Below are 18976 nucleotides of genomic sequence, written 5' to 3'. Positions count from 1 at the left end.
CGGAGATTTAGCGATGGATTACAATACCCTACGCACTTTTGCCGATAGCTGGGGCCTGCTCGCCATGGCGCTGTTCTTCGTCTTTGTCATTTTCTTTGCCTTCCGTCCGGGAAGCAAGAAGAAGGCCGATGAAGCGAAGGAAATTCCATTCAAGGACGACAAAAATGACTGACAAAGAAATAGATGAAGTCAGTGGCGTAGAGACCACAGGCCACGAATGGGATGGCATTCGGGAACTCGATAACCCTATGCCACGCTGGTGGCTCTGGACCTTCTACGCAACGATTGTCTGGGCGCTTGCTTATGTTATCGCCTATCCCGCATGGCCGCTGATTTCCAATTCAACCTCAGGCATGATCGGCTGGTCGAGCCGTGGAGATTTCTGGAAAGAAAACGCAGAGATTGCGGCTGGCCGTCAGGGCATTGTCGACCAGATCAAAGCCAAGGATGTGCATGAGATTCTGGCCGATGAAAACCTGCGCCAATATGCGATTGCGGGTGGTGCGGCTGCTTTCCGCGTCAATTGCGTGCAGTGCCACGGCTCTGGCGCACAAGGTGCGCCCGGCTACCCGAACCTTAATGACGATGACTGGCTCTGGGGCGGTTCGGTCGACGACATCCTGACGACCATTCGTCATGGCGTGCGCTCGCCTGACGATAGTGAAACCCGCATTTCGGAAATGCCCGGCTTTGCGGATGTTCTTGAACCAGCGCAAATACGTGATGTCGCAGCCTATGTGGTCAGCCTCTCGGGTACTCCACACGATCCGGCCATGGTTCCTGAAGGCCAGACGGTCTTTGCTGAAAACTGCGCGGTTTGTCATGGCGGGGATGCAAAGGGCTTGCGCGAATTTGGAGCCCCAAATCTCACCGACGCCATCTGGTTCTACGGCTCCGGCGAAGACGCCATTGCGCGTCAGGTCGCGCGGCCAAAACACGGCGTTATGCCTGCCTGGGAAACACGCCTCGGCGATGCCACCGTCAAGCAGCTCGCAATTTTCGTCCACTCGCTCGGTGGTGGTGAATAGAGCATTTCCAGCAAAAGTGCGCAGCGTCTTTGCGTAGGATAAAGCGTAAAAACAAATAGTTAGAGCGGTTTCAACAATTCAGTCTTAACTGGACCCGCTCTAACGACCATTGGCCCCGTAACGGGGCCAGTGACAACAAGGGCAGCTTCAGTTGAACGGCAAATCGGGGCTGCTCTCATATCACTGCATTGGAACGGACGGCGAATAACCACCCCGCTCTCAATTGTTGCAAGTGCGATCTACCGGCAAGCCAGCTTCTGTCTGTCCGGCATCGCGCTTCAGGAGCAAGGCAAATGTCAGACGATGTCGAACGCATAGACGTTCAGGCAGTCAACTCCCCCAAGACCCGTCTCCCTAAAAGTGGGAAGTCGCTTTATGCGGCGCGGGTGAAGATTTTTCCGAAGCGTGTGCAGGGTGAGTTCCGCCGCTTCAAATGGATCATCATGTTCATCACATTGGGGATCTATTACCTGACGCCGTGGCTGCGCTGGGATCGCGGCCCCTATGCGCCCGATCAGGCGGTGTTGATTGATCTTGCCAATCGCCGTTTCTATTTCTTCTTCATCGAAATCTGGCCGCAGGAATTCTATTATGTTGCGGGCCTGCTCATCATGGCGGGCCTCGGTCTGTTTCTGGTGACAGCTGCTGCTGGTCGCGCGTGGTGTGGCTACACTTGCCCCCAGACCGTCTGGGTCGATCTCTATCTTGTTGTCGAGCGCGCCATCGAGGGCGACCGCAACGCCCGAATGAAACTCGACAAGGCACCATGGACCTTTGACAAGGTCTGGAAGCGAGTGAGCAAGCATGGTGTCTGGATATTGATCGGCATCCTGACGGGTGGCGCATGGATCTTCTATTTTGCCGACGCGCCCACCCTGCTCTTGGATTTCGTCACGGCTCAGGCAGCACCCGTCGCCTATTTCACCGTCGCTATTCTCACCGCCACGACTTATGTTTTTGGTGGTTTGATGCGTGAGCAGGTCTGCACCTATATGTGCCCCTGGCCACGCATTCAGGCCGCCATGCTCGACGAAAATTCGCTCACCGTCACCTATAATGACTGGCGCGGCGAACCGCGGTCACGTCACGCAAAAAAGGCAGTTGCCGCAGGTGAAACCGTTGGCGATTGCGTCGATTGTAATGCTTGCGTTGCCGCCTGCCCGATGGGTATCGACATTCGCGACGGGCAGCAGCTTGAATGTATCACCTGCGCGCTTTGCATTGATGCCTGTAACTCCGTCATGGATAAGGTCGGCAAAGAACGCGGGCTTATCTCCTATGCAACACTTGCTGATTATAATTCAAACATGGACCTTGCCACGATTAACGGTACGGCCCCTATCAATCCGACACGCGTCTATGAAGCACCGAACAAGTTTTCCAGTGCGGTCGAACACCTGTCTCTCAAGAAAGTTCTGCGTCCGCGCATCCTGTTTTATTTCATCGTCTGGGCGCTGATCGGCCTCACACTGGTCATCTCGCTTTCCATGCGTCAGCGTATCGGCATCAATGTGCTGCATGATCGTACCCCGCAATATGTGCTGCTGTCGGATGGCTCCATCCGCAATGGCTACACAGTCAAATTGCTCAATATGATCCCGGTTCCGCGCACTTTCCGTCTGTCCATAGAAGGCCTGTCGGGCGCTACACTGACAGTTCAGGACGAAAACATCGATGCGGATGGCCATTACGACGTGCCGGTTGAACCCGACCGGCTGAAGACACTGCGCGTTTTCGTAACCCTGCCGCATGATGCAATCACGGAGCCACGCTCCGACTATGAAATCGAAGTGCGCGATGCGGACGGCTCCGAAAGCGCCCGATACAAAGCAACCTTCATGGCCCCGGAGAAGAGATGATGTCAGCGAAATCAAAAAGCCCAGGCACGTTCACTGGCTGGCACATGCTGGGCATCATGGTTGCCTTCTTTGGTGTGATCATCGCTGTCAACATGACAATGGCTTACAAGGCGGTCAGCAGCTGGAGCGGACTTGTGGTGAAAAACACCTATGTCGCAAGCCAGGAGTTCAACGACAAAGCCGAGACCGGCAAAGTCCAGGCCGCACTCGGGTGGCAGTCACAGCCGTTCTATGCGGAAGGTGTATTCATTTGGAAGCTCGTAGATCATGACGGTAATGCTGTTGCCGTGACGGGGGGGACTGCTGAATTCAAGCGCCCGGTCGGTGATGTCCACGACACCAAAATAACTCTTATCACCTCTGAAGCGGGTGTGCTGACCGCGCCGCTCGAACTTGGCGAAGGCGCCTGGATCATGGAAGTCAATGCCGATATCGGGGCAGATGCTGGTCTTGAAGACCCATATCGCCACATCATCCGCGTTCTTGTGAAGGACGGGAGGATCTTATGAGTTGTTGCGTTGAAAATGCTCAGATAGCCACCGTCATTCAGGCCGTCTCGCCAGAGGAAATGCAGATAGCAAGCCGCGCACTTGGCGATGGGCTGCGGCAACTTGATCTCTCGGTTCCCGGTGTTCATTGCGGTCTCTGCATCAAGACCATTGAAGATGCGCTCGGCAAACTCAAGGGTGTCAACTATGTTCGCGTCAACCTGACCGCACGCCGCGTCACCATCCGCTGGACGGATGGAGAAACACCGCCCGATGTCGTTGATCCACTGCGCAGTCTTGGTTATGAAGCACACATCTTTGACATGGTGCAGGATAAGGACCCCACCTTCACGCGGCTCCTGATCGCACTTGGTGTTGCGGCCTTTGCCTCCAGCAATGTGATGTTATTGTCTGTTGCGGTCTGGTCCGGTGCAGACGCAGCCACCCGCGATATGTTTCACTGGATTTCCGGTCTTATTGCTCTGCCGACACTGATCTATTCAGGTCGGATTTTCTATGTTTCCGCGTGGAATGCCTTGCGCGCCCGGCGTGTGAATATGGATGTACCGATTGCGCTCGCTATTTCACTCGCCTTCGGCATGAGCGTTTATGAGACGCTGAACCATGGCCAACACGCCTATTTCGATGCCTCGGTATCGCTGCTTTTCTTCCTGCTGGTCGGTCGCACACTCGATTATCTCATGCGTGCACGCGCGCGTTCGGCTGTTCGCGGTTTGGCACAGCTCAGCCCTCGTGGTGCAGTGGTGATCGGCGAAAATGATGAGCGCAACTATCTGCCGGTCAATGAAATTCGACCAGGAATGCGGATCATCCTTGCAGCAGGCGAACGTGTACCGGTCGACGCCAGGGTGGAAGATGGTCGTTCCGAACTCGACTGCGCCATCGCATCGGGCGAAAGTGACGCCGTACCAGTTGGCCCCGGTTCCGATATTCGTGCGGGCACCATGAACCTTTCCGCACCGCTCGTCATTCGCGCCACAGCGGAAGCCAAGGATTCCTTCCTTGCCGAAATGGTGCGCTTGATGGATATAGCCGAAGGTGGCCGCGCCTATTATCGCCGCCTCGCCGACCGTGCGTCCGAGCTTTATGTGCCGATGGTCCATACGATAGCTTTTGCGGCATTTGTCGGCTGGATGATTTACACGGGCGGTGACTGGTATCGATCCATTTATATTGCGATCTGCACGCTTATCATCACCTGCCCCTGTGCGTTGGCGCTTGCCGTGCCAATCGTTCAGGTAGTTGCAGCGCGTCGCCTGTTTGAAAACGGCATCATGATCAAGGACGGTTCCGCCATGGAGCGGATGGCCGAGATCGACACTGCCATCTTCGATAAGACCGGCACGCTGACACTTGGTCAGCCGCAATTGATTGATCATGGTGAGATTGACCCGGACAATCTCGAAATTGCCACCGAACTGTCACTCTATTCGCGCCATCCATTGTCACGTGCGCTGGCACTGCTATCAGGCGCTAAACCGATGACCGCTTTCACGCGCATTGAGGAGGTGGCGGGTTCTGGTATTGAAGCAGAGCTGAATGGTACCATTTATCGGCTTGGCAAGCGCGAATGGGCGGATAGCAATACCAGTCTTTCGCATTCTGACGGCCCGGAGACCTGTCTTTCCATCAACGGGAAGCTGGTTGCAACTTTTCGCTTTGAAGATCAGCCGCGCGAAGATGCGCTCGCTGCAATCGACAAACTCAAACGCTGTGGGTTGACGCTCGAGATCATTTCCGGTGACAAGCTGTCTGCCGTGCGCAAACTGGCACTCTATCTCGGCGTCGACAGCTATCGCGGCGAAGTTTTGCCTGCTGATAAGGCAGCGCTTGTACGAGATCTGGCCGCTGACGGTCGCAAAGTGCTGATGGTGGGTGATGGGCTGAACGATGCTCCGGCCCTCGTTGCCGCTCATGTCTCCATGGCTCCTGCAACGGCTGCCGATATTGGCCGCAATGCTGCGGATTTCGTCTTCCTGCGCGAAAGCCTTTCTGCCGTGCCGCTTGCTTTTGCGGTCTCGAAAGAAGCAGGCAGACTTGTTCAGCAGAACTTTGCGCTTTCCATTGGTTACAATATCATCGCGGTACCCATCGCGATTTTCGGCTATGTGACGCCACTGGTGGCCGCTCTTTCTATGTCGCTATCGTCTATCGTGGTTGTCAGCAATGCCATGCGATTGCGCGCCGGAAAACAAAAGCAGCAGGTGCAAACGGCCGTTGCAACCACTGTCATCATGAAGGAAGCGCACAAATGAGCGGACTTCTTTTTCTCATTCCCATCGCGCTGTTTTTGGGCGCGCTGGGACTCGTCGGGTTTTTGTGGTCCCTGAAAAATGGCCAGTATGAAGACTTAGACGGAGCCGCCACCCGGATACTTATCGACGACGAAACTAAGCCACTATCAAAATAGCTCTCAGATCATTGACGTTTGTGCCAGTAGGACCGGGCGTAAACAGATCATCGATGGCGTCAAATGCAGTCCATGCATCATTGGCATTCAGCCGCGCAGCACCGTCCTCACCCGCCTTCTGCAGTCGCGAAACTGTTGTACCATCGGCAAAAGCTCCGGCATTATCTTCCGAACCGTCGATGCCATCGGTATCGGCTGCCAGCGCGTGAATATTTTTATAGCCATCGATATCCAGCGCGAAGGACAGCAGAAACTCGCTGTTGCGCCCGCCCTTGCCACCTTTTCCCCGAATGGTCACAGTGGTTTCACCGCCTGAGAGGATAACTATTGGCTTCTTGAACGGACGATCGCGGTCTGCCACTTCGCGGGCAATTGCCGCATGAACATGAGCTACCTCACGTGCCTCACCCTCCATCGCATCAGATAGAATGACGGCCTCAACACCGTGTCGTTCAGCTTCCTTAACAGCGGCTTCAAGCGAAACAGCTGCTGAAGCAATTACGCGCACTTCATTCTGGGCAAAAATCTTGTCGTCAGGCTTTGGCGCGTGGGCCTTTTCACTCTTGATATGAGCAAGCACAGCGTCGGGTAATTCCAGGCCATAGCGTTCGATGATCTTCAACGCCTCATCGCGATTGGTTTCATCCGGCACGGTCGGCCCAGATGCAACGAAAGCCGGGTTGTCGCCGGGAATATCGGAAACCACCAGCGAAAAGACTTTGGCGGGGTGAGCAGCGGCCGCGAGCCGTCCACCCTTGATGGTGGAAAGATGCTTTCTAACGGCATTCATCGCTGAAATCGGTGCACCGGATGCCAGCAGTACTTTATTGACCGCAATTTCATCCTCGAGCGTGAGCCCCTCGGGCGGTGATGGCAGAAGTGCCGAACCGCCACCGGAAATGAGCGCCACGACAAGGTCATCTTCGGTGAGATTGGACACCACATCAAACAATCGTTTCGAGGCTGTCAGTCCTGCATCATCAGGAACCGGATGCGACGCCTCGATGATCTCAATGGTTTTGCAAGGCGCTCCATAGCCATAGCGCGTGACAACAACACCTTCGAGCGGTGCATCCTCATGCTCATGTCGCTCGGCCCATGCTCGCTCGAAAGCAGCCGCCATCTGCGCCGAACCCTTGCCAGCACCAATCACAATCGTCCGGCCTTTGGGCTTTGCCGGCAGATTGGCGCGGATCACCAGCTCAGGGTCAGCCGCAGCAACGGCCGCATCGAAAAGACTGGTCAGAAACTTCTTCGGATCGGTGATGGCAGTCATGAGATTCCCGGTCTTGATTATTGTTTGGCAACACTATTCCGTGCCGCGCTTATAAAAGCAATGGAGCCGGCCTTCTCCTCCAGAAAGCCAGCTCCATCTTCTCCCCTCCAGAGAAATCAACCTCTTGAGCTAAGCAACGTCGTGATTTGCCATACGTTCCAGCGCCCGTACCAGTCCGGAGTGATCCAGACCATCGTCGCCATGGGCTGCACAGGAGTTGAACAATTCCTGTGCTGTTGCCGTGTTCGGCAGCGATACACCGAGAGCTTTCGCTCCCTGAAGCGCCAGGTTCAAATCCTTCTGGTGCAGTGAAATGCGGAACCCTGGATCGAATGTACGCTTGATCATGCGTTCACCGTGGACTTCCAGAATGCGCGATGCAGCAAAGCCACCCATCAGCGCTTCACGCACCTTTGCCGGATCGGCACCCGCCTTGGAGGCAAAAACCAGTGCTTCGGCAACAGCCTCAATATTGAGTGCTACGATGATCTGATTGGCTACTTTGGTCGTCTGACCATCACCGCAATCCCCGACCAGCGTGATGTTTTTGCCCATGAGCTTCAGCAAGGGTAGTGCTGCATCGAATGTTGCCTGCGCGCCGCCTGCCATGATCGAAAGGCTGGCGTTCTTCGCGCCGACTTCGCCGCCTGACACTGGCGCATCGATGTATTCCGCACCCGTTGCCCGGACTTTCTTTGCAAATTCCTTGGTCTCGATAGGCGAAATCGAGCTCATATCGATAAGCGTTTTGCCTTTGCCGAGACCTTCAGCGACGCCATTCTCGTTGAAAAGAACTTCTGCGACCTGAGGCGTATCCGGCAGCATGAGGATGATTGTTTCACATTCAGCAGCCACTGCCTTTGGCGTATCGAGGACAGTCAGTCCTGCATCCAGCAAATCCTTGTGCGGTGGCTGTGTGTGCTTTGAGGTGAAAAGCTGGTGGCCCGCATTTTGCAAATGCTGCGCCATTGGCTTGCCCATGATCCCCAGTCCGATGAAGCCGATCTTGGCCATGACAAATCTCCCTATGCACTAAGCCGTTCGGCTTCATATTGTTTAAACCAGCCAAGACCGTCTTCGGTGGTGGTCTTTGGCTTGTATTCGCAGCCGATCCAGCCCTTGTAACCAGCGGCTTTCAGTGCTTCGAACACGTATGGATAGTTGATTTCGCCCGTGCCCGGCTCGTTACGACCCGGATTATCGGCAAGCTGAACATGCGCGATCAGTGGCTTGTAGCGCTCATAAGTGGCGATCAGTTCGCCGCGTGTGCGCTGCTGGTGATAGAGGTCATACTGGATGAACAGGTTGTTACTGCCGACCTCATCGATAATCGAAACTGCCTGTTCGACCGTGTTGAGGTAGAAGCCCGGAATATCATAGTGATTGATCGGCTCGATCAGCAGGCGGATGCCGTGTTTGCCAAGTTCCTTCGATGCAAGCCGCAGATTGCTGACGAAGGTCGCACGCAGCACATCAGGATCGGCGCCTTGCGGCGCAATACCCGCGAGGCAATTTACCTGCGAACAGTTGAGCGCTGTGGCATAGTCAATTGCGTCGGCGACACCACGCCGAAACTCATCGATACGATCAGGCAGAACCGCGATACCACGTTCGCCACCGCCCCAGTTGCCAGCTGGCAAATTGTGCAACACCTGCGCCAGATTGTGCTTGGTGAGTGCGGCTTTCAGTTCATGACGATTGAAATCATAGGGGAAGAGATATTCAACCCCTGTGAAGCCAGCCTTTGCGGCCAGCGCGAACCGATCCATGAACGGCACTTCGGTAAAAAGCATGGTGAGATTGGCTGCAAATCTTGGCATTTTCGCCTCCTCTAAGTTTCTTTTTTACGCAGTTCCTGGAATTGCTCTTAATCCAATAAAGCTGCAATCGCGGTTGGCGCATCTTCGCCACGTTCGGCAAGCTCTTCGAACTCAACGACCTGATCGATATCCGCACCCATGGAAATATTGGTGACGCGTTCAAGGATGAACTCCAGAACCACCGGCACCTGATGTTCTTCCATCAACGCCTTTGCCTGTTCAAAACTTTCGGCGAACTGGTTGGGGCTGCGCACCCGGATAGCCTTGCAGCCAAGGCCTTCGGCAACGGCCACATGATCAACGCCGTAACCCTTTTCGGCGTCACCCGATGCGTTGATATTGTCGAAGGCAAGACTGACTTCAAAGTCCATATTGAAGCCGCGCTGTGCCTGACGGATGAGGCCGAGATAGGAATTGTTCACAACCACATGAATGTAGGGCAGCTTGTGCTGGGCACCGACCGCCAGTTCTTCAATCATGAACTGGAAATCATAGTCACCCGATAACGCAACAATCGGGCGATCGGGGTCTGCTGCGCGAACGCCAAGCGCGGCGGGCAATGTCCATCCCAATGGGCCGGCCTGACCGCAATTGATCCAGTTGCGTGGGCGATAAACGTGCAGGAATTGTGCGCCCGCAATCTGACTGAGACCAATTGTCGTGACATAGCAGGTGTCGCGACCAAATGCCTTGTTCATCTCCTCATAAACGCGCTGCGGCTTGAGCGGTGTCTGATCAAAATGCGTCTTGCGCAGCATGGTTTTTTTGCGCTCACCGCATTCCTGCGCCCAGCCTGACCAGTCACGCAGCTTGCCTGCCGTCTTCCATTCGGTGGCGACATCCAGCAACAGCTTTAAGGCTTTGCCTGCATCCGACACGATACCAAAATCCGGTGCGAAAACACGACCGATCTGCGTTGGCTCGATATCAATATGGATGAACTTGCGGTCTTTCTTATAGGTCTCGACATTGCCGGTGTGACGGTTTGCCCAACGGTTGCCAATCCCGATGACAAAATCTGACGCGAGCAGGCTCGCATTGCCATAGCGGTGCGAGGTCTGAAGACCACACATGCCAGCCATGAGACGATGATCGTCAGGAATAACACCCCAGCCCATCAGGGTTGGAATGACCGGAATACCCGTGATTTCTGCAAATTCGACGAGAAGATCGGATGCATCGGCATTGATGATGCCACCGCCTGCGACGATGAGCGGGTGTTCCGCCTCGTTCAGCATGGCAATCGCCTTCTCAGCCTGAGCCCGCGTTGCTGCTGGCTTGTAAGCCTCCATCGGCTGATAAGTATCGATGTCAAACTCGATTTCCGCGAGCTGGACATCGATCGGCAGGTCGATCAGCACCGGGCCGGGACGACCCGACTTCATGATATGAAATGCCTTCTGGAAAACAAAAGGCACCAGTGCTGGCTCCATAACCGTAACCGCCCATTTGGTAACGGAGGCTGCGATCTTGGCAATGTCGACTGCCTGAAAGTCCTCTTTGTCGAGGCGCGCGCGGGGGGCCTGGCCTGTAACGCAGAGGATTGGAATTGAATCGGCAGATGCCGAGTAAAGGCCGGTGATCATATCCGTTCCAGCAGGGCCGGACGTGCCGATGCACAAACCGATATTGCCATGTTTCGCACGGGTATAGCCTTCAGCCATATGCGATGCGCCCTCAACATGGCGCGCCAGAATGTGACGGATGGACCCTCGTGCTTTCATGGCAGAGTAAAATGGATTGATAGCCGCGCCTGGCACTCCAAAAGCGCAATTGATTCCTTCCTTCTCCAGCACAAGTATGGCTGCATCGACTGCACGCATTCTGGCCATGACGGCTTCCTCCTACGGAAAACATATCCATTTACAGATGCTATTATTAAAAAATGGAAATTCATACCATTATATGGAAATAAAGATTTTCAACGGAATGGAGATAATCGCCGCACACTTTCCCAGTTTACAGGGATAAGGTAGTGATGCACGAACAGGGAATCGGAGGCGGCTCATGGAACAGGCAAAACCGAAGCGGGGTCGCAAGGCGGCGGAAAACGCAGCACCGTCATCCGTTCAGGTTCTGGATCGCAGTCTCAAGCTGCTGGCACTGATTGCGGAGAATGACGGCTCGACATTGACCGACCTGGCCGATGCGAGTGGCATGGCGCCTTCAACTGTACACCGGCTTCTCTCTTCGCTCTCAAATCACGGTATGGTTTCGCATGATGCGGAAAGCGGCGACTGGACCATTGGCGTCAAGGCATTTGAAATCGGCAATGCCTTTCGCCGCTTCCGCAAGCTTGGCACATTGGCGCGGCCTTATCTCAAGCAACTGATGGAGGCGAGCGGGGAAACCGCAAATGTCGGCGTCGAAGACGATGGCGACGTGGTGTTTATCTCGCAGATCGAAAGCCATGCACCGATGCGCGCTTTCTTCCGCCCGGGGCGGCGCGGACCGATTCATGCGTCTGGCATTGGCAAGGCTGTTCTTTCCACATGGTCGGATACGGAGATTGCGCGCACACTTTCGGGCAGGACGCTGGAGCATTTCACACAGCGGACGCTCGACACAATGCCCGCTCTGTTGAAGGATATTCAGGCAACCCGCACGCGCGGCTGGTCGATTGATGATGAGGAACACACGCTGGGCATGTGCTGCATCGCGGCTCCTATTTTCAATGAATATGGCGAAGCAATTGCAGGCATTTCCGTTTCTGGACCTGCCGTGCGTTTGCCTAAGAAAAAGCTGGAAGAACTTGGGCCGCTCATCCGCTCGACAGCCGATGAACTGACCCGCACCATGGGCGGCAAGCGACCGGAAGAGCTTTAAAGCATGTCTCCCACAAGTGGGAACCGGTTTATGATCAAAAAAATACTCTGGTAAACAGAAGAACCCGCAGCAGATCTCTCCGCTACGGGTCCTCCCTCTCCCTCCTCCAGAGATTCTTAAGAGCGCGTTTCAATCTGATTGAATCAGATCAGCGCTCTGATTATCTGTTTTCAAGCGCATCTTTTCCGAAAACCGTTTCACACTTTTCAGGATGCGCTCCAATTATGCGAGTTCAGCCTTCAGTGGCTTACCCGCCACATAGGTTTCAACAATCGCGCGGTCATCACCAACTGTCTGCAACAAAAACAGCTCCTGTTCGAGCGAAGCACCTGCCGCCATGCGAAGACGCATTGACGACGTGGCGGCTGAATTGAGCACCACGATATCAGCTTCTGTACCCTCGTCGAGAGTACCGATCTTGTCTTCCATCGAGAGCGCCCGGGCATTGCCCAGCGTCATCATATAAAATGACTGGAATGGATTGAGGCGCTGCTCGCGCAACTGCAGAATCTTATAACCTTCATCCATGGTCCGAAGCATTGAGAAGCTGGTGCCGCCACCGACATCGGTTGCGACAGCGATGCGCACGCCGGACGCCTTCAGGCGATCACGGTCGAACAGACCGGAACCAAGGAACAGGTTTGAGGTTGGGCAGAAAACAGCGACCGAACCGGTTTCTGCCATTACCTCTACTTCGCGTTCTTCAAGATGGATGGAATGGCCAAGCAATGTCTTTTGGCCCAACAGACCGTAATGCTCGTAAATGCCCAGATAATCCGGCGCATCCGGATAAAGCGATTTCGTAAACGCAATCTCATCGTGGTTTTCCGACAAATGCGTCTGGATAAAGCATTCAGGATGTTCGCGTGCCAGCGCCTGACTGGCTTCGAGCTGTTCTGGTGTAGAAGTGATCGCGAAACGTGGTGTGATCACATAATCAAGCCGATCCTTGCCATGCCAGCGTTCGATCAACTGCTTGCTGTCATCATAACCCGATTGTGCTGTATCGCAGAGCGCTGGCGGTGCGTTGCGATCCATCATCACCTTGCCGCCGAGCATACGCATATTGCGATGCTGCGACGCACGGAAATAGGCATCGACGCTCTGCGGATGCACTGAGCAATAAGCGACAGCAGTCGTGGTTCCATGGCGTATCAGTTCGTCCAGAAAGCGCTCAGCGATAAATTCAGCGTGCTGCTCATCGGCAAACTTCTGCTCTGCCACAAATGTATAGGTGTTAAGCCATTCGAGAAGATTGGCGGCATAGGACGCAATAACCTGCGTCTGCGGATAATGGATATGCGTATCGATGAAACCGGGCAGGATGAGATGTGGGCGATGATCGGCAACCTTCACGCCGCTGCCTGCTTCAGCGCTTATCTCGGCATAGTCTCCGAGGCGCGCGATGCGGCCATTTTCAACAAGCACGGCACCATCATCGATATAGCGATAGGATTGACTGTCATCCAGACTTTGCGGTTCATCACGAAAGGTCAGCACGCGGCCACGGATGAGAAGTTTGGTCATTATTACTTTGCTCCAGCAGTAGCGGATTCATACCAGGAAGCGAGCAGCTTGCGCTCCTCATTGCTCACGCCGGTAACATTGGCAGGCGGCATGGCATGGGATCGGCCAGCCTGCAAATAGATTTCGCGGGCGTGGGCTGCTATATCCCTGTCTGTTTCAAGAACCACGCCTTTTGGTGGCACGATCATGCCTTCCCAGCCTGGTTCCTTGGCATGACACATCGCACAACGCCCCAGAACGGTATCCCGCACTTTTTCAAAGTGCGGGTCCGAGATGAAAGTTTGCTGCAACGATGAAACCTTCTGCTCCGCCGGTTCACCGGTCAGAATTTTCGGGACAGTCGACAGCCACATGATGATGATGAACAGGATAACCGTCACCAGCCATGTCCAGGTCGGGCTACCCTTACGGGCGTGTTGCGTGTTGAACCAGTGGCGGATCGTAACGCCCATCAGGAACACCAGCGATGCGATGATCCAGTTGAACTCGGTCCCGAACGCCAGCGGATAGTGGTTCGATAGCATCAGGAACAGAACCGGCAGCGTCAGATAGTTATTATGCGTCGAACGCTGCTTGGCGATCTTGCCATATTTCGGATCTGGCTTACGACCGGCGATCAAATCCGCAACCACAATTTTCTGGTTCGGAATGATGACCATGAACACGTTGGCCGACATGATCGTTGCGGTGAAAGCACCCAGATGCAGGAAGGCTGCGCGCCCTGTAAACAGATGCGTATAGCCCCATGCCATCACCACCAGAATGCAGTAGAGAATGACCATCAGGAGTGTATCGCTCTTGCCGAGCATCAGCTTGCAGATGGTGTTATAGGCGATCCAGCCGAACGCCAGTGAGGCAATCGAAATGGCAATCGCAACCGGTGCCGATACATCAAGCACATTCGGATCGACCAGATAAAGATCGGCACCCGCATAATAAACGATGCAAAGCAAAGTGAAGCCCGACAGCCACGTGGCGTAGGATTCCCATTTGAACCAGGTCAGATGCTCAGGCATTTCGGCAGGCGCAACCAGATATTTCTGGATGTGATAGAAACCGCCCCCATGGACCTGCCATTCTTCGCCATAAGCGCCGACAGGCAAGCCCGGACGCTGGCGCAAGCCAAGGTCCAGTGCGATAAAATAGAAAGACGAGCCGATCCACGCAATCGCAGTGATGACGTGCAGCCATCGCACTGCGAAGCCCAGCCAGTCCCAGGCCACGGCAAGATCATACATCAGGCACTCCCATTCTCAGAGCGTCGTGTGTCCTAAGGGACGCTACACAAGGACTCTCTGTCTCGTTTCGTTGACGCATCGTGCTTTCCAAAATTCGATTTCGATTTTTGGGCCGATGCGCTGACCCCATTGTTCGTTAATTTATTATGTGCCAAAGCTTTGCGCCTGAGGGAACGTCACATCACGACCATCACTTTCAAAAAAATATAGACAATCGTGGAGGGGACGCATGTCATATCTTGATAATCTGCGCGTTTTTGTGCGCGTTGTCGAATTGGGAAATTTGTCGGCAGCAGGACGCGACCAGCGCGCTTCGCCAGCCGTTGCAAGTAATCGAATCAAAGAGTTGGAGAAACATCTTGGTGTGCGGCTCTTTAACCGGACCACGCGCAAGCTGACGCCAACCGAGCATGGCCGTGTATTTTATGACGGCGCACTGAAAATCCTCGAAGCCGTGGATGAAGCCGAAGCGGCAGTCGCTGAACTGGCTAAGAATCCGAAGGGATCGATTCGAATTACCGCGCCGTTAGGGCTCGGCCGAAGGCTCATTGCATCAGGGATTCCGGAGTTTCACGACAAGTATCCCGACATTGAAGTGCGCCTGCGACTATCTGACCACGAGATCGACATCATGAGCGAAAGTGTTGATGTTGCTTTCAAATTGGGCGTTTTGGAAAATTCGAACCTGCGCATGCGCGGTATTCTGAATTGCGAACGTGTGATTTGCGCAGCCCCGGAATATCTCGAAAAGCACGGAACGCCTCAGTCGCCTGAAGAGCTTTTAGGCGATAAATATGACTGCCTTTTGCTCCGCTTTCCCGGCTCGAAAGAGTATTACTGGTCACTGCAAACACCGGAAGGGCTTCGCAAGTTTGAAGTAACTGGACCTTATGACTCCGATGACGGCGACGTATTGACGCAATGGGCCTTGGGTGGACGTGGAATTATCAACAAGCCACTGTTTGAAGTGAAGGAATATATCCGCGACGGACGATTGATTCCTATTCTCTCAAGCACACCACCGGCATCGATCCAGCTTGCTGCGATCTATCCGCATAAACGTTTTCAGGACCCGAAAGTCCGTCTGATCATCGATTTCATGAGTGAGCGGTGCCAGCGTCTCATCCGTGAGGCATTGGCATAAAAAGAAGCCCGTCATATTAAATGCATGTCTTTACATGCGGTTCCAGTTAAGTCTGGATCGTTGGAACCGCTGTAACTATTTGTTTTTGCGCATTATCCTACGCAAAAGCGCCTCGCACTTTTTCTGGAAATGCTTTTAGGCGGGCTGCAAGACTTTGCTGGAAACCAGTACCGCGGTTAAAACCTCAGCCGCCGCTAGTGCGGCAATGACTTCCGGTCGCTTGTCTTTCACAACCGATCCACCGACCGGACAAACAAGATTCTCAAATAGACCATCGCTGCCGATTTCACGTTTCAACCAATTTTTGAAAGTGGCTTTCTTCGTCTTGGAACCGATCATCCCGACATAAACAGCATCACCACGCTGCAAAGCCTCGGCCACGATCAGGAAATCAAGCGCATGGTCGTGGGTCAGCACGATAAAAGCACTGCCGGGCGGTGCTGACCGCACAACCTGCTCTGGCAAGGCTGCGAGACAAGTCTCAACTCCGGGTGCGTCGACAGCCATGAGTTCTGCTTCGCGCGTATCAACCAGAATGACCCGCACAGGCGTCAGCGATAATGAGTAAGCCAAGGCGTCACCCACATGGCCTGCGCCAAAGACATAGACATGCGGACGGGTAGAGATTTCAGCATCGACCTTCGCGATGAGTTCCTCTGCTAATCCGCGATTGACGCGCCGGAAGCTTAAAGCCACGCGGCCACCGCAGCATTGGCCAATTTCGGGGCCCAATGCTACGTCCATGGGCGACACATCCAACGAGGAATCTTTGCCTCCGAGGAGGATCTTGCGGGCGTGGTCAATCGCCATAAATTCGAGTTGCCCACCGCCAATCGTACGGAAGATCATGTCACGAGCGACAAGCATCCATGCACCTGCGTTACGCGGTGCCGATCCTCTGACGTCTGTCACTTCGATCAACACGCTGTCGGATCGCTTGTTGAGAAACGCTCTTATGTCATCCCTCGCGCCCGGCATCCCATTAGCCCTTCTGACTGCGTAACCGTTCGATGGCCATCAACACGCGCTCCGGCGTGGCGGGCGCATCGAGACGCGGACTGATCTTGTGATCGGCAACACTGGCAACCGCATCTGACAGTGCATAGAGCACCGACATACCGTGCGGCAGCGGTGGCTCGCCAACCGCCTTGGAACGGTGGATCGTCGGCTCGTAAGCCTCCGACCAGTCTGTCAGCGCCACATTGAAAATCTTCGGTCGGTCAGATGCCAATGGGATCTTGTAAGTCGACGGCGCGTGCGTACGCAACCGCCCTTTATTGTCCCAGACCAGCTCTTCTGTTGTCAGCCAGCCCATACCCTGAACGAAGCCACCTTCCACCTGACCAATGTCGATGGCACGATTGAGTGACCGACCGGTATCATGCAGAATATCGGTGCGTTCAACCACATATTCGCCGGTCAGTGTATCAACAGACACTTCCGAACAGGCCGCACCATAAGCATAATAATAGAAGGCGTGGCCTCTGCCTTTGGCACGGTCCCAATGAATTTTTGGCGTCTTGTAGTGGCCCGACGCAGACAGCTGAACACGCCCGATATAGGCCTGCTTCACCAGATCGTTGAAACTGACTTCCTGATTGCCCACGCGGATACGGTTCGGCAGGAAGACAACCTGATCTTCCGGCACCTGATATTGTTGCGCTGCAAAATGAATGAGGCGCTTCTTAATCTGACGCGCCGCATCCTGTGCGGCCATACCGTTGAGGTCAGCGCCTGATGATGCTGCCGTCGGTGCCGTATTCGGAACTTTGGCAGTGGTCGTTGCAGTGATCTTTACACGATCAAGGTCAATCTGGAATTCTTCGGCCACCACCTGCGCCACTTTAAGATGAAGCCCCTGCCCCATCTCCGTGCCGCCGTGGTTCATATGCACCGAACCATCATTATAGACATGCACCAGTGCGCCAGCCTGATTGGATTCCGTTTTGGTGAAAGAGATACCGAACTTCACCGGCGTCAGCGACATGCCGCGTTTAACATAGCGGCTTGTTGCATTGAATTCGCGGATTGCTTCACGGCGCTTGGCGTAATCAGCGCTTTCCTCAAGCTCCGCAACGATGCGCTGAATGATGCAATCTTCGACCTTCTGGTGATACGGCGTCACATTGCGCGTACCTTCTGCGCCCATCTGATCGTAGAAATTGAGCTTGCGGATTTCGAGTGGGTCTTTGCCGACAGCAAAAGCCACTTCCTCGATGACGCGCTCAGCACCCACCATGCCTTGTGGACCGCCAAAACCGCGAAACGCTGTGTTGGATACCGTATTGGTGTAAAGCGGTGCAGATTGTGCATGAACAGCGGGGAAGAAATAGGTATTATCGCAGTGGAACAGCGCACGGTCGCCGACCGGCCCTGACAGATCGGCAGAAAAACCGGCATTCAGGGCGAACATATAATCGACGCCGAGAATATTACCCTCTTCATCAAACCCGACTTCGTAATCGATCATGAAATCATGGCGCTTGCCGGTTGAGGTCATATCCTCGTCACGGTCGAGCCGGATTTTCATGGCGCGCTTATGCTTCTTGGCCGCAATGGCTGCAATCGCCGCCCACTGATTGGCCTGCGTTTCCTTACCGCCAAAACCGCCACCCATGCGGCGCACTTCAACCGTGACTGAATGGCTCGGCACGCCAAGCGCATGTGCAACCAGATGCTGCGTTTCGCTCGGCCCCTGCGTGGAGCAATAGATGGTGACGTCTTCATCCTCACCGGGGATAGCGAGTGAAGCCTGACCTTCCAGATAGAAGTGATCTTGTCCACCGACAAGCATCTGCGCTTTGACCTTGCGCGGCGCGTCGTCAATGGCCTTGCGGGCATCACCGCGATTAAGCGTCAGCGGTGTGAAAACCAGACGGTCCTTGTAACCATCGAGACCTGCAATCGAAAACAGACCAGGCATTTCTTCATATTCGACCTTGGCGAGACGTGCCGCGCGGCGGGCCTGATCGCGAGTACGCGCTACAACCGCAAAAATCGGCTGACCGTGAAACTGTACAGTATCAACCGCGAAGATCGGATCGTCATGCATACCCGATGGCGAGACATCATTCTCGCCCGGCACATCCTTATAGGTCAGCACATCGACCACGCCGGGAGCAGCACGCACTGCGGACAGATCAACCGTGCTGATCCTGGCATGCGCCACCGTCGAAAAGCCGACGCCGATATGCAGCGTGCCTTCGGGTTCTGGAATGTCGTCAATATAAACGGCTTCGCCCGTCACATGCTTATGCGCGGAATCATGTCGCTGATCGGTAGCGACACCACCCTTGATCCGGGCAGCTTTGATGGCGTTTGCAGGATGTTTGTTCATGC

The 18976-nt window shown here is 54.6% G+C and carries 16 protein-coding genes; 8 read left to right on the top strand and 8 right to left on the bottom strand.

Annotated elements, in window-relative coordinates:
* Positions 1–13: 13 nt before the first annotated feature.
* The 6 genes from CEV32_RS20530 to ccoS all read left to right on the top strand — a co-directional run bounded on the left by CEV32_RS20530 (position 14) and on the right by ccoS (position 5806).
* The gene (locus tag CEV32_RS20530; RefSeq protein ID WP_094578932.1) at positions 14–172 is read left to right on the top strand and encodes a cbb3-type cytochrome c oxidase subunit 3; all 159 of its coding nucleotides are present in this window, start codon (positions 14–16) and stop codon (positions 170–172) included.
* Entirely contained in the window at positions 165–1028 is an 864-nt protein-coding gene (gene ccoP, locus CEV32_RS20525) for a cytochrome-c oxidase, cbb3-type subunit III (protein ID WP_094578931.1), read from the top strand. Before CEV32_RS20530 ends, ccoP begins: the two co-directional genes overlap by 8 nt.
* A 293-nt stretch (positions 1029–1321) precedes the next feature.
* Positions 1322–2887, top strand: coding sequence for a cytochrome c oxidase accessory protein CcoG (ccoG, locus tag CEV32_RS20520; RefSeq protein WP_094578930.1), 1566 nt, complete (start codon positions 1322–1324; stop codon positions 2885–2887).
* Entirely contained in the window at positions 2887–3396 is a 510-nt protein-coding gene (locus CEV32_RS20515) for a FixH family protein (RefSeq protein WP_094578929.1), read from the top strand. Before ccoG ends, CEV32_RS20515 begins: the two co-directional genes overlap by 1 nt.
* Positions 3393–5651, top strand: coding sequence for a cation-translocating P-type ATPase (locus tag CEV32_RS20510; RefSeq protein WP_094578928.1), 2259 nt, complete (start codon positions 3393–3395; stop codon positions 5649–5651). Before CEV32_RS20515 ends, CEV32_RS20510 begins: the two co-directional genes overlap by 4 nt.
* Positions 5648–5806: a cbb3-type cytochrome oxidase assembly protein CcoS gene (gene ccoS, locus CEV32_RS20505; RefSeq protein WP_094578927.1), complete on the top strand. Its 159-nt coding sequence runs from the start codon at positions 5648–5650 to the stop codon at positions 5804–5806. The genes CEV32_RS20510 and ccoS overlap by 4 nt, the downstream gene beginning before the upstream one ends.
* On the opposite strand, the gene CEV32_RS20500 is transcribed toward ccoS, so the two are convergent.
* From CEV32_RS20500 to gcl, 4 genes are all read right to left on the bottom strand, one after another.
* A complete protein-coding gene (locus CEV32_RS20500; protein WP_094578926.1) occupies positions 5787–7082 on the bottom strand; it encodes a glycerate kinase type-2 family protein in 1296 nt (431 codons plus the stop codon). The genes ccoS and CEV32_RS20500 overlap by 20 nt on opposite strands.
* A 129-nt stretch (positions 7083–7211) precedes the next feature.
* Positions 7212–8096 carry a 2-hydroxy-3-oxopropionate reductase gene (locus CEV32_RS20495; RefSeq protein WP_094578925.1) on the bottom strand — a complete coding sequence of 295 codons (885 nt, stop codon included), beginning with the start codon at positions 8094–8096 and terminating at the stop codon, positions 7212–7214.
* A gap of 11 nt (positions 8097–8107) precedes the next feature.
* Positions 8108–8902 carry a hydroxypyruvate isomerase gene (gene hyi / locus CEV32_RS20490; protein WP_094578924.1) on the bottom strand — a complete coding sequence of 265 codons (795 nt, stop codon included), beginning with the start codon at positions 8900–8902 and terminating at the stop codon, positions 8108–8110.
* Between the two features lie 47 nt (positions 8903–8949).
* Entirely contained in the window at positions 8950–10734 is a 1785-nt protein-coding gene (gene gcl, locus CEV32_RS20485) for a glyoxylate carboligase (RefSeq protein WP_094578923.1), read from the bottom strand.
* Between the two features lie 175 nt (positions 10735–10909).
* Here gcl and CEV32_RS20480 point away from each other — a divergent pair, with 175 nt between their 5' ends.
* Positions 10910–11728 (top strand): IclR family transcriptional regulator, encoded by an 819-nt coding sequence (locus CEV32_RS20480; protein ID WP_094578922.1) that lies wholly within the window; start codon positions 10910–10912, stop codon positions 11726–11728.
* 222 nt (positions 11729–11950) lie between these two features.
* On the opposite strand, the gene guaD is transcribed toward CEV32_RS20480, so the two are convergent.
* On the bottom strand, positions 11951–13255 hold the full coding sequence (guaD, locus tag CEV32_RS20475) for a guanine deaminase (protein ID WP_094578921.1): 1305 nt from the start codon (positions 13253–13255) through the stop codon (positions 11951–11953).
* 2 nt (positions 13256–13257) lie between these two features.
* Positions 13258–14493: a urate hydroxylase PuuD gene (locus CEV32_RS20470; RefSeq protein ID WP_094578920.1), complete on the bottom strand. Its 1236-nt coding sequence runs from the start codon at positions 14491–14493 to the stop codon at positions 13258–13260.
* 229 nt (positions 14494–14722) lie between these two features.
* On the opposite strand from CEV32_RS20470, the gene CEV32_RS20465 reads away from it, so the two are divergent.
* Positions 14723–15637, top strand: coding sequence for a LysR family transcriptional regulator (locus CEV32_RS20465; RefSeq protein ID WP_094578919.1), 915 nt, complete (start codon positions 14723–14725; stop codon positions 15635–15637).
* A 135-nt stretch (positions 15638–15772) separates the two neighbouring features.
* Here the strand turns inward: CEV32_RS20465 and xdhC are convergent, their stop codons facing one another.
* Both xdhC and xdhB read right to left on the bottom strand, forming a co-directional pair.
* Positions 15773–16615 carry a xanthine dehydrogenase accessory protein XdhC gene (gene xdhC / locus CEV32_RS20460; protein ID WP_094578918.1) on the bottom strand — a complete coding sequence of 281 codons (843 nt, stop codon included), beginning with the start codon at positions 16613–16615 and terminating at the stop codon, positions 15773–15775.
* 4 nt (positions 16616–16619) lie between these two features.
* The gene (gene xdhB, locus CEV32_RS20455; RefSeq protein WP_094578917.1) at positions 16620–18974 is read right to left on the bottom strand and encodes a xanthine dehydrogenase molybdopterin binding subunit; all 2355 of its coding nucleotides are present in this window, start codon (positions 18972–18974) and stop codon (positions 16620–16622) included.
* Positions 18975–18976: the final 2 nt, after the last annotated feature.

The organism is Brucella rhizosphaerae (assembly GCF_002252475.1).
In the GTDB taxonomy this organism is placed as follows: Bacteria; Pseudomonadota; Alphaproteobacteria; order Rhizobiales; family Rhizobiaceae; genus Brucella; species Brucella rhizosphaerae.
The sequence above is the reverse complement of the archived record's forward strand: the minus strand, read 5'-3'. Positions and strand labels throughout refer to the sequence as shown.